Source organism: Kitasatospora sp. NPDC001175, assembly GCF_053598215.1.
This window is the reverse complement of the sequence record NZ_JBSFJU010000019.1, coordinates 59,974-75,442: the sequence shown is the minus strand read 5'-3', so window position 1 is coordinate 75,442 and position 15,469 is coordinate 59,974. Positions and strand designations below refer to the sequence as shown.

The following is a 15,469-nucleotide window of genomic DNA, read 5'->3' as shown; positions in this document are numbered from 1 at the left end:
AGGAACCGCGCGGAGAGCGCACGGCCACGGCCAACGCTCAGCCGAGATGGACCGGGCGCACCATCGGCAACAGCACCTCGTCGACCATCGCCGCACCGAAGTCCGGCTCCAGTTGCCCGTCGCAGAGCTTGGCCCGGTAGAGCAGCATGGCCGGGACGACCTCGGCCGCCAACTTGGTCGCGGCCCCCGGCCTGACGTCGCCGCGGACTTCGCCCCGGTGCAGGATCTGCAGGGTGGCCGGTTCCAGCACCCGCTCCACGATGAAGCCCTTGAAGGTGCGGGCCTGTTCATGTTCCAACTCGGCCATCAGGGCGCGCATCGCGGCTCCCGCCCGGGAGTCCAATGCGGCACTGAAGAACTCCATGAGCTGCGTCAGCTCGGCTCGCACGGACCCGAGATCCGGGATGTCGGCGGGCGGTGGCAGAGCGGAACCGAGGGCGTCCAGGACCTTCGGCGGGCTTCTGCTGCTCGGCGGTCGGGCCGGCGACATCCTCGGACGCCGCAAGGTCTTCATCACCGGCGTGCTGGTCTTCGGCCTGGCCTCACTGCTCGGCGGTCTCGCGCAGGACTCCGGCATGCTGCTGGCCGCCCGGGCCCTGCAGGGCATCGGCGGTGCGATCAGCTCGCCGACCGCGTTCGCGCTGATCGCCACCAACTTCGAGGAGGGGCCCGAGCGGAACCGGGCCTTCGGGGTCTTCTCGGCGGTGGCGGGCTCCGGCGCGGCCATCGGACTGCTGGCCGGCGGCCTGCTCACCGAGTACCTCAACTGGCGCTGGGTTCTCTTCGTGAACGTCCCGATCGCCGTCCTCATCGCGCTCGCGGCACCGCTGTACATCAGCGAATCGGAGCGGAACGAGGGCCGCTTCGACCTGCCCGGCGCGCTGACCTCGACGCTCGGCCTGGTCGGCCTGGTCTACGGTTTCATCCGGGCCGCCTCCGACGGCTGGGGCGACTCGCTCTCGACGGTTTCGTTCGCGGTCGGCGCTGTCCTGCTGGCGACATTCCTGATCATCGAGCGGCGCACCTCACGGCCGATCACTCCGCTGCACCTGTTCGCCAACCGGAACCGGACCGGTGGCCTGGTGATGATGCTCTGCCTGTCGGCAGCCATGTTCGGCATCTTCTTCTACGTCACGATCTTCGTCCAACGGGTCCTCGACTACAGCCCGTTGAAGACCGGCGTGGCCTTCTTGCCCATCAGCGTCGCAATCAAGCGCGGCTCAGCTCGCCTCCGCACTGCAGGCGAAGTACGGGCCCAAGCTGTTCATGGCCGGCGGCGCCCTGCTGGTCACCATCGGTCTGAGTTGGCTCACTCAGATGAACGCCGGCAGCAGCTATGTCGACGGCATACTCGGCCCCTCAGTGATCTTCGGTTTCGGCATGAGCCTGATCTTCGTCCCGGTCATGCTCCTCGCGGTGGCCGGGGTGGCAGCACGAAGGCGCAGTGGCCGCGATGCACTGACCGGCGCCCGGGGGTGGCGGGATGGGCCGTGATGACCACCCCACCACCTCCGGAGAGCCAGCCGGTGTGCAACGGCGCCGGGCGCGGACCCGGCCGACTCGGCCCGCACCCCGAGCCGCTCAGCCCTTGACCGATCCGGCCAGCAGCCCCCGGACGAAGTAGCGCTGCAAGCTGAAGAAGACGACCAGCGGAACCATCAGCGAGAGGAACGCCCCGGCCGTCAGCAGTTCCCAGCGGCCTCCGAAGGACCCGGAGAGCTGAGCCAGCCGAACGGTCATCGGCGCGGCCTCGGGGGTGCCGCCGGCGAAGGTGAGCGCGACCAGCAGGTCGTTCCAGACCCAGAGGAACTCGAAGATCGCGAACGAGGCCAAGGCCGGTGTGCAGAGCGGCAGCACGATCGACTTGAAGATCTTGAAGTGCGATGCCCCGTCCACCACCGCCGCCTCCATCAGATCTCTAGGCAGCTGCGAGATGAAGTTGTGCAGCAGGAAGGTGGCCAGCGGCAACGCGAACATGGTGTGCGCGAGCCAGACCGGTACGTACGTTCCTCCCATGTCCAGAGCCGGAAGGATGGTCAGGCTGCCCAGATGGGCACCACCGGAGAAGAGTTGGAGCAACGGGATCAGCGCCATCTGCAGTGGCACCACCTGCAGCGCGAAGATCACGAAGAAGACGGCATCGCTTCCTTTGAAGCGCACCCAGGCCAGCGCGTACGCGGCCATCGCGGACAGCACCAGCGGGAACACGGTCGCCGGAACGCTGATGGCCAGCGAGTTGACCAGATAGGGCATCATGCCACCGCTGACGCCGAACCCGCCCTCGAACAGCACGGTGTGGTAGTTGGAGAGGATCAGGTCGGGGTGAACGAAGACCTCCCACCAACCACTGCTCGACACCGCCTCCTTGGGGCGGAGTGAGGTGGCCAGCAGACCGAAGGTGGGTAGTGTCCAGAGCACCGTCACGGCGACCACGAAGACCGAGGCGAGCGGGCTGCTGAAGGATTTACGCACAGCCTTCACCCCGGGGCGCACGGGTTGTGCCGCCTTCCTCCCCGACGTCGACTGCGCCTTCGCCACAGGCTGTACCCCGGGGGTGGGTCGCACGTCCGGGATGGGCCGCGTCTCCGGAGCGGGCTGGGTCTCCGGAGCGGGTTCGGAGGCGGGCACGGCCGCGTCGCTCATCGGGTCTCACGCTCCTTGCGCAGCTGAACGATGTTGTAGGCCACCAGCGGAAGGACAGCGAGGAAGAGGACCACCGCAAGGGTGCTACCTCGGCCGAGGTTGTACTGCTCGAACGATTGCGAGTACATCTCGTTGGCCAGCACCTGGGTACCGAAGTTACCGCCGGTCATGGTCCGGATGATGTCGAATGCCTTCAGTGTGGTGATCATGACGGTGGTGAGTACCACCACCACCGTGGTCCGGATCATCGGCACCGTGACGAACCAGAACAGCTGCAGCCCGCGCGCCCCGTCCAGCCTGGCCGCCTCGGTGACCTCGTCCGGGATCGCCTTGATCGCGGCCGACAGCACCACCATGGCGAACCCGGTCTGCACCCAGACCATCACCGCCATCAACAGGAAGTTGTTCAACGGATGGGAGAGGATCCAGTTCGGCGGATGCGACCAGCCCAGACTGATGGCCAGTTGGCTGAGCAGACCGATCTGTGGTTGGGAGGGGTCACGGGCCTCGTAGACGAACTTCCAGATGATGCCGGCGCCGACCAGTGAGACCGCCATCGGCATGAAGATCAGCGACTTGTAGACCGCCTGCCGTTTCATCCGCTCGATCAGCAACGCCAGCACCAGCCCCAGCGCGGTGGCCGCCAGCGGCGCGATCACCAGCCAGAGCGCCGTATTGAGCAGCACCTGGTGGATGGAATCGGTGGTCAGCGCCCAGCCGTAGTTCCTCCCGCCCACAAAACGGGCGGAGTCGTCATTGCGGAAGCTGAGGTAGATCGTACGGACCAGCGGGGCGACCAAACCGACGATCAGCAGAATGACGGCCGGGCCCAGGAAGACCAGGACGGCCAGTGGACGCCCCAACCGGCCCGTCGCACGTCCAGCAGCGAAGAAGATCGCCAGCAAGACACCCAGGAAGGCGGCGATGGCGCCGATGCTGTTCCCGAGTTTGACGGTGACGTCGGTCCACGCAGAGTCGGCCAGCAGGGCCGCGCGCATAGAGAACTCCCTTCCTCGAAGCCCAGACGCACGGAAGCGAAAAGCGCAGGAGCGAAAAGCGCAGGAGCGGAGAGCAGAGAACCGGAGAGCAGAGAACCGAGGAGCAGAAAGCCGGGTAGCGCAGAACCAGGAGGCACCCAACCGCGCGGCGCAGAACAGGGAGTCGCAGGAACGGAAGCCGCACAAGCGGGAGACGGGGCACCAGGAAGCGCAGCCGCCGCACGACGTACGGATACGGAGCACGCGGGTCCGAGCGTGCGGGTGTGAAGGCGCAAGACACACCGAAGCTGGCCAGTGGAACAACGGCAGAGTCCGAAACGGGCGGCGCAGGCGGGTGGCCCCGCGCCGCCCGTGGCGACTGTCTACTGCGGCCAGGCCGCATCGATGTCAGCCGCCACCTTCGGGATGGCCTGTCCCTCGGCGAACCACTTGGTCAGCGACTTCCACTCCTGTGCGGCGCCGACAGCTGGCGGCATCATGTCGGAGGCATCGAAGCGGAACGTCGCAGCCGGGTCGGTCAGTGCCTCAGCGGAGAGCTTGTCGATCGGGTCGGTGTAGAGGCTCTTGTCCACACCCTGGTTGGCCGAGACCCAGCCCGTGGAGACCTTCACCCGACTACTCGCCCAGTCCGAGCTGGAGAGGTAGTTCTGCACCGCCTGCACCTCGGGCCGGTTGGAGAACGCGGTGACGAACTCGCCACCGCCCTCGACCGGGCTGGGCACCGCCGGGTTCACCGCGGGAAGGCGGAAGGCGAAGATGTCGCCGTCCGGGCCGATCTTCGTGCCCTTGGGCCACTGCGCCTGGTAGAAGGAAGCCTGCTGCAGCATCCAGCACTTGTTGGTGAGGATCGGCGCCCCGGCATCCTGGAACGTGGTGGTGGCGATCGACTTCACGTCACCGAACCCGCCGTTCACCCAGGCCGGGTTCTGCATCCAGCCGGCCACCGTCTGCATAGCCGTGATGATCTTCGGGTCGCTGAACTTCACCTGGTGGCTGACCCACTGGTCGTAGACGTCGCCGCCGTACGAACCGAGCACCACCTCCTCCAACCAGTCGGTGGCCGGCCAGCCGGTCGCGGTGCCGGAGCCGATGCCACCGCACCACGGCTTCCCGCCACCGGCCTTGGCAATCCTGTCGCTGAGTGCCATCAGCTCGGCCCAGGTCTGCGGTACCTGGTAACCCGCTGCCTTGAACGCCTTGGGCGAGTACCAGACCAGCGACTTCATGTTGGCGCTCATCGGCGCCGCATAGAAGGTGCCGTCGACCGAGCCATAGGTCTTCCAGGCCGGATTCCACCCGTCCTCGTTGGCCACTGTCTGGGCGGGCGGCTTCACGACTTTGCCGCTCTTCACCATCTGGGCCAGCAGGCCGGGCTGCGGGATGATCGCGAAGTCCGGAGCGTTTCCGCCGGTCACGCGCACCTGAAGCTGCGACTCGAAGTCGTTGGAGCCCTCATACGAGATCTTGATGCCCGTACAAGTACTGAACTCGGCCCAGGACTTCTCCAACGAGTCCGACTCCGGGCTGAGGATCGAGGCGTACATCGTCACCTTGGTTCCCGAATGCCCCGCGTACGCCTGGTACTTGGCGCAGCCGCCGGTCAGGGTCGGAACCGCGCCGCTACTGCCCTTCGAACCGGACGTGCTGTTGGAACAGGCTGCGGCGAGCACAAGCGCGAGGATGGCCGGTACGGCGAGTGAACGGCGGCGGGCGGACAGGGCCGGCCATGGGTTCCGGATCATCGGCGGCCTGTGGTGGCGATCGTGGCGAGGGTCATGGCGGTCCTCCTTGCCAGGGCTTTGGATGCCTGCGGTGAGAGAGAACTACGCTGCGCTGTACCGGAGATCGACTGGACCTGACTGCGCTGAACCTGAGAACGGCGGACCTGAGGCCGGCAGGCCCGGTAGCGGCGGACCTGAGGCCGGCCGAATCCGAGATCGGCTGCGGAGCGGGCGGAAGGCCGCGTGGAAAAGGCCGACCGGCCTGGGCTGGCTTGAAGACGTTAACCCACTGGTCACCCGGCGCCAAGGTGTGCGTTCGACCTTCATCCGCCGGTGCCCGCTTTGTGACCGGGCCGTGCTGGGGACCGGCCGGCGACCGCCACCGGCCGGCCCCACCGCGCACCGTCCGATCACAACCGGACCGGCAGCTCCCGCAGGCTGTTCACGACCATCGCCGGAGTGGGTCGCAACTCGCTTTCCTCCACTGCCAGTTGCAGGCCGGGGAAACGCTCGAACAGGGCCGGGAGCGCGATCGACGCCTCCAGCCGGGCCAGCTGCGCGCCCGGGCAGACATGCGGCCCGTGCCCGAAGGAGAGGTGCCGGGCCGGGTCCCGGGTGACGTCGAAGATCTCGGCGGTGACACCGTGCTGCGCCGGATCCCGGCCGATCGCGTTGTACGAGACCAGCACCGCATCCCCTCCGGGGATCACCGTGTCCCCGTACGCGATGTCCTCGGTCGCGAAGCGGAACAGGAAGTTGCTGGTCGGTGGCGTCCAGCGGAGTGACTCCTCGACCACCGCCGTCCACTCCACCTCGCCCGAGCGGACCAGTGCCAGCTGGTCGGGGTGGGTGAGCAGGGCGCGCACCGCGTTGGTGATCAGGTTGACCGTGGTCTCGTGGCCGGCCGCGATGATCACCCGCAGGGTGGCCGCCGCCTCCTCGTCGCTCAGCGCACCGCCCTCCAGGGCGCCCTCGGTGCCGGCCGCCAGCAGAGCGCTCGCCAGGTCGTCACCCGGCTGCGCCCGGCGCTTGGCGACCAGATCGTCGACGAAGGCATTGAGCGCGGTGATCGTCTGCTGAACCTGAACCGGGTCCTTGACGCTGCTGAAGAAGCGCTCGTACAGCTCGCGCACATAGGCGTGGTCCGCCTCCGGCACGCCGAGCAGGGAACCGATCACGGTCATCGGCAGCGGAAAGGCGAACGCGGTCTTCAGGTCGACCACCGGCCCCAGATCGGCCAGCCGGTCGAGCAGTTCGGCAGCGATCTTCTCCACCGCCGGACGCATCAGCTCCACCCGGCGGGGCGTGAACGCCTGCGCGACCAGCGCGCGCAGCCGACGGTGCTCCGCACCGTCCGTGGTCACCATGCTCCGGCGGGGCAGCGCCAACCCGATCAGCGGCCAGGTCTTCGGAACCTCCCCACGCCGATACGCCGCCCAGTGCTCGGCACTCTTCGCCAGCCGCTGATCCGTCAGCAGATCACGCGCGGCGGCGTGCCGGGTGACCGCCCAACCCCGTACCCCCATCAACTCCACGGGCACCACCGGCCCTGCCGCACGCAGCAGCGCACCTTCGGCCGCATTGTCACGGGCCAACGGGTCCATCACTATCGGGGCGGTCATCCGCTCTCTCCTCAGGTAGGCGATCCTCGGGTGGACAGACTGAATCGGACGAGATGGTTCGGACGGACCGAACCAGGCGGTCCACCCCGGGCGGACTGAATCGGACGGCCCGCCCGGAGCTGACCGGGTCAGCGGTCCGAATCAGGCCGCCGGAATCGGACAGCCCGAATCAGGCACCCGGTTCGGACGCCCCGATGCGGGCTGGCCGTATCAGCAGCCCGGGTCGGAGCACGCCGCCCCGGACAGCATCGGGCGGGCGGCCGTGCTCAACCGAGCGCGTGCCCCGGGGTGAAAGCCACCGGCAGTGCCACCAGCGCCCGTACCCAGGCGGAGGGCCGCCAGACCAGGGCGCTCTCGGCCGCTGCCAGTTGTACGTCCGGCAGCCGGTCCAGCAACACCTCGATGGCCGTCGCGGCGATCACCTCAGCCGCCTCCTGTGCCGGGAAAGGGCAGCTGTGCGGACCGTAACTGAAGCTCATGTACGCCCGGTTGCCCTCCGCCGGGACACCGTTCTCCTGCCGGACGGTCGGATCGGCGTTGGCTCCGGCGAAGCCGAGCAGAACCATGTCCCCGGCCGCGATCCGCTGACCGCCGAGCTGGGTGTCCCTGGTCGCCCAGCGGCCCGCGAAGATCTGGGTCGGGGTGTCCTCCCAGAGCGCCTCGGCCAGTGCCTGGCTGATGCTCCGTCGGCCACCGGAGAGCGAGGCGGCGAAGCGCTCGTCGGTCAGCATCAACCGCATCGCGTTGGCGATCCAGTAGGCGCTGGGCTGGTGGCCGGCGATCAGAATCACCCGCATGTCGCGCATGACCTCCTCGTCGCTCAGCCCGGCCTCGTGCGCCAGCAGCCACGAGGTGACGTCCGCGCCCGGACGCTCACGCTTCTCCCGCACCAGCCGCAGCATGATGTCCAGCAGCTGCTGCGCCGCCGCGAGCGCGTCGGCACCGCCGTCCAGCATCGCGAGCAGGCTGCTGATCAGCCTCGGCGCCTCGTCCTCACCCAGCCCGAAGAGACGGCAGAGCACCAGCAGCGGCAGCCGGTGCGCGTACTCCGCGACCAGGTCCGCCTCGCCCCGGCCCGCGAACTCGTCGATCAGCCCGTCGGCGATCTCCTCGCAGTGCTTCTTCAGCTCGTACGGGTCCACGCCCGCGAGCGCGTCCGTCACCGCGGCCTTCCGGCGCTGGTGTTCCTCGCCCTCGACGTAGAGGAGCGAGGGCGCCGGCTCCATCATCGGCTTCAGAGGCCAGTCCGCCGGGATCCTGGACCACATGTTCCAGCGGGTGGAGTCCCGTCCGAAGACCTTGGGCTGGCTGGTCACCAGCTGCAGCTCGCGGTACCCGATCACCAGCCAGGCCGGCACGCCGCCCGCCAGCTCGACCGGCGCGACCGGGCCGTGGGTCTCGCGCAGCTCCTGGTAGAGCTGCCCGGGGTCGGTCTGGAATCGGGGACCGTACAGCGGGGCCGCGTTCGCGTGCGCCGGGCATCCCGGCGGCGGGGTGATCGCGGGCTCGGTCACGGGGTGCACTCCTCTAGGCGGAACTCGGCGGGCAGATCAGCGGGGAACTCCGCAGGCGTCCCGGCGAACGGCCCCACCGGCCGATCGGACACCGGCTCAGGCTCGGCCGGCAACGCGGACTCAGCCGAAAGCACGGACGAAGCGGACAGCGCAGGCGAAGCGGATAGCTCGGACGAAGCAGACAGCGCGAACGAAGCGGACAGCTCGGCCTCGGCACCCGCCAGGCGGTACAGATGGCGGACGAGCTCGATCAGCACCTGCTTGCTGGACTCCCGGTCCCGGGCGTCGCAGTCCACCAGCGGCACCTCGTCGGGGAGGTCGAGCGCCGCCCGGACCTCCTGCAGCGTGTGCTCGGGCCCGGTGAAGTTGTTGCGGGCCACGATGAACGGCGTGCCGTGGTGCTCAAGCCGGTCGATCGCGTACCAGGAGTCCTCCATCCGCCGGGTGTCCACCAGCACCACGGCGCCGAGGGCGCCGGTGAACAGGCGGTCCCAGAGGAACCAGAAGCGCTCCTGGCCCGGGGCCCCGAACAGGTACAGCACGTTCCGGTCGTTCAGCGTGATCCGGCCGAAGTCGAAGGCGACCGTGGTCGAGCGCTTGCTCTGGATCCCCGACAGGTCGTCGATGCCCTCACCCGCCTTGGTCATCGTCTCCTCGGTGTTGAGCGGACGGATCTCGCTCACCGAACCGACCAGGGTGGTCTTGCCGACACCGAAACCACCAACCACGACGATCTTCAGACCGTTCTCCGCCGTACTGCGCAGCGGGGCGATACCGCGCGGCTCCCTGCCGTGGGTGTCAGAGCCGTTGGAGTCCATGCAGCACCTGCTTCAGCGTGTCGAGGTCGGGCAGCCGGGCCTTGGTCGGCGCGAACCGGGGGTGCCGCGCGGTGATCCGGTGGGTCTCCAACAGATCCCCCAGCAGGATCTTGACGATGCTCACCGGCAGGGCGAGCTCGGCCGCGATCTCCACCACGGCCGTGGGAGTCCGGCACAGTTCCAGGATCCGGACGTGCTCGGACTGCATGCCCGGAACCGGCGCCTGCTCGCTGACGATCAGCGTGACCAGGTCGAAGGCGTGCTCCGGCGGGCGGCTGCGTCCCCGGGTGACGGTGTAGAGCCGGTCCGGGTCCTCGTCACGGCCCGGCAGGCCCGGAAGTCCAGGCCGCCCGGTCACACCGCGGCCTCGTTCCCGGTCACGTCCGTCCGCGGCGGCGCGCTCAGCAGCGTGCCGATCTGCTCGATCAGACCGTGCATGTTGTGGCCGACCACGCCGACGTCCGCGTCGTCGTCCGTGACCACGGCCAGGTGCGCGCCCTCACCGGCCGCCACGATGCACAGGATCCCGCCGTGGAACTCCGTCATCGACTGCCGGACCCCGCCGGTGCCGTCACCGAACTCGATCGACGCCCCGTGGGCCAGGCTCTGCATCCCGGAGGCGATCGCCGCCAGCTGGTCGGCCTGGTCGATGCCGAGACCCGAGGTGTGGCAGAGCTTGAGACCGTCGGCCGAGAGCACCAGCGCGTGCCGGGCGCCGGGCGTACCGGACAGCAGGTTCTCCAACAGCCAGTCGAGGTCGCGGTCGGTGCTGCTGCTCATCGGGAGTCATCCTTCGGGAGGGCGTCGGTGGTGTCGGGCCCCTGCTGGAGGGCCCTGCGGAAGGCGCCGAACCGGGCCGCGGAGACGGCCGAGTCGGCTGGTACGGGCTGCGCCGACAGCGCGGGCGCGGACGGCTTGGCCGACGGCTGGGCCGCCGCCAGGGTCTGGCCCCGGCGGCGCTGCGGAAGGCTGCCGGCCGTGGCGGGCCGGCCGTCACTCGTCCCCGAGTCGCCGGTGGCCGCGGTACCGGCCGCCGCCTCGGACCGCCCCTGCTCGGAGCGGGTGCCCGACATGAGGGCGGAGGGCGAACGGCTCGGTTCGAGCGCGGGGCGCATCCGCTCCGGCCGGACCTGCTCGGCCCGCGGCCGTTCGGTGCGGCCGTGCTCGGCCCGGCCCTGCGGCCCGTCTTCCGCACCGGTACGGGCGGCCGCCAGAGCCCGGCTTGCGGCGGGGCCCGGGTGCGTGACCAGTCGCTCGGGGATCAGCATGACCACGCCGGTCCCGCCCCGGGCCGACGGCCGGAAGGAGATCGACAGGCCGTGCTTGCGCGCCAGCGAACCGACCACCGCGAGGCCGAGCCGAGTACCGGCGGAGAGCTGCGTGAGGTCCAGCGGAGCAGCCGACACGGCCTGCTCGGCGCGGCGCAGCCAGCTCTCGCTCAGCCCGAGACCGCCGTCCTCGACGGTGATCACCAGGCCGGAGTGGACCTCCTCGACGTAGACGTGCACCTCGGCCGGCGGAGCCGAGAAGTTGGCGGCGTTGTCGAGCAGCTCGGCCAGCGCGTGCATCACGCCCTCGGCCGCGAAACCGGCCACCGCGGCGGTGCTGGCGGAGTGCAGCCGCACCCGCTGGTAGGCGCCGATCCGGCCGAGCGCACCGCGCAGAATCGATTCGACGCCGATCGGCTTGGTCCAGCGTCGCCCGGAGCGGGCGCCGGTCAGCACCGCGATGCTGTCCGCCATCCGGCCGACCTGGGCGGTGGAGTGGTCCAGGCTGAGCAGGTCGCCGAGGACGTCCTCGCCGTGCTGGTGCTGCATCTCGCGCAGCTCGGCGTGCATGCTGGTGGCCAGCGCCTGCACCCGGCCGGCGGCCGTGGCGCACACCGCGAGGGCCGCCGCCCGCTGGCGTTCGCCGCGACCGACCTCCTCGGCCACCGTACGCAGCAGCCCGGCGTGGGTGACGGCGGTGTGCGGCGCCAGTGCGGAGTCCACCGAGCTGCCGGAGCGCAGCCGGGCGACCACCTCGGGCAGCACCTCGTCGGTGAGCCGGGCTAGTTCGGCGCGCTCGTGCTCAGCGGCTTCGGTGCGCTCGCGCAGCTCGGCCGCCGTCTCGTCCATCCGCTCGCGCAGCGCCGCGAGTTCGGCCTCGCTCCGTTCGCGCAGTTCCACCGTCGCCGCCTCGGCGTCCGCGAGCGCGGTGCCGGCTGCGGCGAGTTCGGCCCGGACGGACTCGGCGTCGTTCTGCGCTGCGGTGAGGTTGGTGCGCAGTGCGGTCACGGTGGCCCGGGTGGTGGCCAGCTCCGACTGCAGCGCCGTGGACCGGGAGCGGATGTCCGTCAGCTCGTAGCGGGCGGTGGCGAGTTCCTCGCGGATCCGGCGGAAGCGCTCGGCCTGTCGGCACGCCACCACGACCAGTGCCGACCACAGGACCATGCCGCCCGCCACGGTCGCGGCGACTGCGGTCCGCTCGGCGTCCGAGACGACCGCGATGGCGACGGCCCCGGTGGCCGCTCCCACCAGGATCCCGGCCGCCGCCCAGAGCGCGGTCCTGCCGTTCGGGTGCGGGTGCGCCACGCGGTAGAGGCGCGTGCGAGCTCTCATCAACCTGATCCTCGGGGGCGGGCGTCAGTGCGGACCGAACGACAGCGCGCCACTGTCCGGGGCCCGACGGGGGGAAGGCTCCGAACAGTCGACAAATACACGCAGTCAACAGATCATATCCATTCACCCTATTTGCTCAACTGTCCAGTTGACAGACCGTCTCACTCGTTCGCGCTCCGTATCGGAAACCGGCTGGCCCCAACTGGCCTCCGGGGGACGGGGTGTCAGGGGCCGCCTGAGCCGAGGGCGCCCGGTTGACCCCCTGCTCCACGGCGGCCGGATCCAGTCCGCGCTCCCTGATCGCCAGAACCGCGACGCCACCGCCCTCACGCAGCAGCCCCAACAGGATGTGCCCGGCCTCGCTCCGGCCACCGCCCGCCCGGCCGGCCTCCTGGAGCGCGAGCAATAGCAGGCCGCGATCTCCTGCCAGGACCACCCCAGCCCCCGCGCATCGCCGACCTGCTCGACGAACCTCCTGCCGATGAATGCGAAAAGGCGGGGCGAGGACTCGAAAGTCCTCGCCCCGCCTTCGGAACCGCCCCTCAGGACGGGTTCAGCTCAGCGGATCCGGAAGTGATCAGCTGCAGCCGCTGGTCGAGCCGCAGCCCTCGCAGAGGTAGCAGCTTCCGGCCCGGCGCATCTTGGTGCCGCAGGAGAAGCAGAGCGGTGCATCCGCGTTGAGGCCCTGCTGGATCTCCAGCAGCTCGGTGGAGTTGTGAGCCTGGACCTTGGGGGCCTTCGGATGTTCGGCCACCGGCTGCTGGACGACGGGCTTGGCCGCGACCGGCGCGGACTGGGCCAGGCCCTCCACGTCGACGTCCTCGGGATCGATCGGCTCGTAGGAACCGGTCTCCAGGTGACGCTGGCGCTCCTCGACGGAGTGGATGCCGAGCGCGGAGCGGGTCTCGAAGGGCAGGAAGTCCAGCGCCAGGCGGCGGAAGATGTAGTCCACGATGGACTGCGCCATCCGCACGTCCGGGTCGTCGGTCAGACCGGCCGGCTCGAAGCGCATGTTGGTGAACTTCGAGACGTACGTCTCCAGCGGGACGCCGTACTGCATGCCGACCGAGACCGCGATGGAGAAGGCGTCCATCATGCCCGCGAGGGTCGAACCCTGCTTGGACATCTTCAGGAAGACCTCGCCCAGGCCGTCGTCCGGGTAGGAGTTGGCGGTCATGTAGCCCTCGGCGCCGCCCACCGTGAAGGAGGTGGTGATGCCGGGGCGGCCCTTCGGGAGGCGCTTGCGCACCGGGCGGTACTCGACCACCTTCTCGACCGCGGGCTCTGCGGCCTTCTCCTCCTCCTTGGCCTTCTTGGCCGAGAGCGGCTGGCCGACCTTCGAGTTCTCGCGGTAGATCGCGAGCGCCTTGACGCCCAGCTTCCACGCCTCGAAGTAGATCTCCTCGACGTCCTCGACGGTCGCAGTGGACGGCATGTTGACCGTCTTGGAGATGGCGCCGGAGATCCACGGCTGGATCGCCGACATCATCCGCACGTGGCCCATCGGCGAGATGGAGCGCTCGCCCATCGCGCAGTCGAACACCTCGTAGTGCTCGGCCCTCAGGCCGGGGGCGTCCACCACGTTGCCGTGCTCGGCGATGTGGGCGACGATCGCCTCGACCTGCTCGTCCTGGTAGCCCAGGCGCTTCAGGGCGCGCGGGACGGTGCCGTTGACGATCTGCATCGAGCCGCCACCGACCAGCTTCTTGAACTTGACCAGGGCCAGGTCGGGCTCGACGCCGGTGGTGTCGCAGTCCATCATCAGGCCGATGGTGCCCGTCGGGGCGAGCACCGAGGCCTGCGCGTTGCGGAAACCGTTCTGCGCACCGAGGCGCAGCACGTCCTGCCAGGTCTCGCTGGCCGCGGCCCAGACCGGGGCATCCAGGTCGTCGTGGGCGCGGGCGGCGGAGTTGGCGTCCGCGTGCTGCTGCATGACCCGCTGGTGCGGGGCGGCGTTGCGGGCGTAGCCGTCGTACGGGCCCACCACACCGGCGAGTTCGGCACCGCGGCGGTAGGCGGTACCGGTCATCAGCGAGGTGATGGCACCGGCCAGCGCGCGGCCGCCCTCGGAGTCATAGGCGTGGCCGGTGGCCATCAGCAGGGCGCCGAGGTTGGCGTAGCCGATGCCGAGCTGGCGGAAGGCGCGGGTGGTCTCGCCGATCTTCTCGGTCGGGAAGTCGGCGAAGCAGATGGAGATGTCCATCGCGGTGATGACCAGCTCGACGACCTTGGCGAAGGTGGCGGCGTCGAAGGAGTCGTCCTCGCGCAGGAACTTCATCAGGTTCAGCGAGGCCAGGTTGCAGCTGGAGTTGTCCAGGTGCATGTACTCGGAGCAGGGGTTGGACGCGTTGATGCGGCCGGACTCCGGGCAGGTGTGCCAGTGGTTGATGGTCGAGTCGTACTGGATGCCCGGGTCGGCGCAGGCCCAGGCGGCCTCGGCCATCTTGCGGAACAGCTTCTTGGCGTCGACGGTCTCGATGACCTCGCCGGTCAGCCGGCCGCGCAGGCCGAAGGTGTCGCCGTTCTCGACCGCCGTCATGAACTCGTCCGAGACACGGACGGAGTTGTTGGCGTTCTGGTACTGCACGGAGGTGATGTCGTCGCCGCCGAGGTCCATGTCGAAACCGGCGTCGCGCAGGGCGCGGATCTTCTCCTCCTCCTTCACCTTGGTCTCGATGAAGGCCTCGACGTCCGGGTGGTCGACGTCGAGCACGACCATCTTGGCCGCCCGACGGGTGGCGCCACCGGACTTGATGGTGCCGGCCGAGGCGTCGGCGCCGCGCATGAAGGAGACCGGACCGGAGGCGTTGCCGCCGGAGGAGAGCAGCTCCTTGGAGGAGCGGATGCGGGAGAGGTTCAGGCCGGCGCCGGAGCCGCCCTTGAAGATCATGCCCTCTTCCTTGTACCAGTCGAGGATCGACTCCATGGAGTCGTCGACGGACAGGATGAAGCAGGCGCTGACCTGCTGCGGCTGCTTGGTGCCGACGTTGAACCAGACCGGCGAGTTGAAGCTGAACACCTGGTGGAGGAGGGCGTGGGTCAGCTCGTGCTCGAAGATCTCGGCGTCTTCGGAGGTGGAGAAGTAGCCGTGCTTCTCACCGGCGGCGCGGTAGGTGAGCACCACGCGGTCGATGATCTGCTTGAGGCTCCACTCGCGCTGCGGGCTGCCGACGGCACCGCGGAAGTACTTGGACGTGACGATGTTCACGGCATTGAGCGACCAGAAGTCGGGGAACTCGACGCCCCGCTGCTCGAAGTTGATCGAGCCGTCACGCCAGTTGGTCATGACGACGTCACGCCGCTCCCAGGTGACCTCGTCGTAGGGGTGAACGCCAGGGGTGGTGTAGATGCGCTCGATCCGGAGGCCGCCCTTGGGGGCCTTGCCGGCCGCCTTGGTCGCCTTCTCGGACTTCGACCCGCGTGCGGAACCGCTCGTCGTGTCTGTCACTTTCTCCTCCTCCTGGGCAAACGCCCCGGATGCCCCGATGCTTCCGGGCATCGCTGGCTCGCTTTTCCTGGTGTGCGGGCAGCCGGAGGTGCCGGCAGCCTGTGC

The 15,469-nt window shown here is 69.3% G+C and carries 11 protein-coding genes and 2 pseudogenes; 1 reads left to right on the top strand and 12 read right to left on the bottom strand.

The window, feature by feature from the left end:
• Window positions 1-37 precede the first annotated feature (37 nt).
• The gene (locus ACWDAK_RS16595) at window positions 38-388 is read right to left on the bottom strand and encodes a TetR-like C-terminal domain-containing protein (protein WP_427393763.1); all 351 of its coding nucleotides are present in this window, start codon (window positions 386-388) and stop codon (window positions 38-40) included.
• A gap of 58 nt (window positions 389-446) precedes the next feature.
• On the opposite strand from ACWDAK_RS16595, the pseudogene ACWDAK_RS16590 reads away from it, so the two are divergent.
• Window positions 447-1,470 (top strand): annotated as a pseudogene (locus tag ACWDAK_RS16590) (MFS transporter); the annotation flags it as partial.
• Window positions 1,471-1,581: 111 nt separating this feature from the next.
• Here ACWDAK_RS16590 and ACWDAK_RS16585 read toward each other — a convergent pair.
• The 11 genes and pseudogenes from ACWDAK_RS16585 to ACWDAK_RS16535 form a co-directional block, all read right to left on the bottom strand.
• Window positions 1,582-2,472, bottom strand: coding sequence for a carbohydrate ABC transporter permease (locus ACWDAK_RS16585; RefSeq protein WP_427393764.1), 891 nt, complete (start codon window positions 2,470-2,472; stop codon window positions 1,582-1,584).
• A 167-nt stretch (window positions 2,473-2,639) separates the two neighbouring features.
• Window positions 2,640-3,641 (bottom strand): carbohydrate ABC transporter permease, encoded by a 1,002-nt coding sequence (locus ACWDAK_RS16580; RefSeq protein ID WP_344638566.1) that lies wholly within the window; start codon window positions 3,639-3,641, stop codon window positions 2,640-2,642.
• A 362-nt stretch (window positions 3,642-4,003) separates the two neighbouring features.
• Window positions 4,004-5,383, bottom strand: coding sequence for an ABC transporter substrate-binding protein (locus ACWDAK_RS16575; protein ID WP_427393765.1), 1,380 nt, complete (start codon window positions 5,381-5,383; stop codon window positions 4,004-4,006).
• A gap of 389 nt (window positions 5,384-5,772) precedes the next feature.
• Entirely contained in the window at window positions 5,773-6,984 is a 1,212-nt protein-coding gene (locus tag ACWDAK_RS16570; RefSeq protein ID WP_427393766.1) for a cytochrome P450 family protein, read from the bottom strand.
• Window positions 6,985-7,250: 266 nt separating this feature from the next.
• The gene (locus tag ACWDAK_RS16565) at window positions 7,251-8,498 is read right to left on the bottom strand and encodes a cytochrome P450 (RefSeq protein ID WP_344638563.1); all 1,248 of its coding nucleotides are present in this window, start codon (window positions 8,496-8,498) and stop codon (window positions 7,251-7,253) included.
• Between the two features lie 143 nt (window positions 8,499-8,641).
• A pseudogene (locus tag ACWDAK_RS16560) lies at window positions 8,642-9,316 on the bottom strand (GTP-binding protein); the annotation flags it as partial.
• On the bottom strand, window positions 9,297-9,674 hold the full coding sequence (locus ACWDAK_RS16555; protein ID WP_344638562.1) for a DUF742 domain-containing protein: 378 nt from the start codon (window positions 9,672-9,674) through the stop codon (window positions 9,297-9,299). The pseudogene ACWDAK_RS16560 and the gene ACWDAK_RS16555, both read right to left, overlap by 20 nt.
• Window positions 9,671-10,096 (bottom strand): roadblock/LC7 domain-containing protein, encoded by a 426-nt coding sequence (locus tag ACWDAK_RS16550; protein WP_344638561.1) that lies wholly within the window; start codon window positions 10,094-10,096, stop codon window positions 9,671-9,673. The genes ACWDAK_RS16555 and ACWDAK_RS16550 overlap by 4 nt, the downstream gene beginning before the upstream one ends.
• Window positions 10,093-11,916, bottom strand: a complete 1,824-nt coding sequence (locus tag ACWDAK_RS16545) for an ATP-binding protein (protein ID WP_344638560.1) — start codon at window positions 11,914-11,916, stop codon at window positions 10,093-10,095. The genes ACWDAK_RS16550 and ACWDAK_RS16545 overlap by 4 nt, the downstream gene beginning before the upstream one ends.
• Before the next feature lie 136 nt (window positions 11,917-12,052).
• Window positions 12,053-12,352, bottom strand: coding sequence for a Clp protease N-terminal domain-containing protein (locus tag ACWDAK_RS16540; RefSeq protein WP_427393767.1), 300 nt, complete (start codon window positions 12,350-12,352; stop codon window positions 12,053-12,055).
• 141 nt (window positions 12,353-12,493) lie between these two features.
• On the bottom strand, window positions 12,494-15,364 hold the full coding sequence (locus ACWDAK_RS16535; RefSeq protein ID WP_427393768.1) for a vitamin B12-dependent ribonucleotide reductase: 2,871 nt from the start codon (window positions 15,362-15,364) through the stop codon (window positions 12,494-12,496).
• Between the last annotated feature and the right edge of the window lie 105 nt (window positions 15,365-15,469).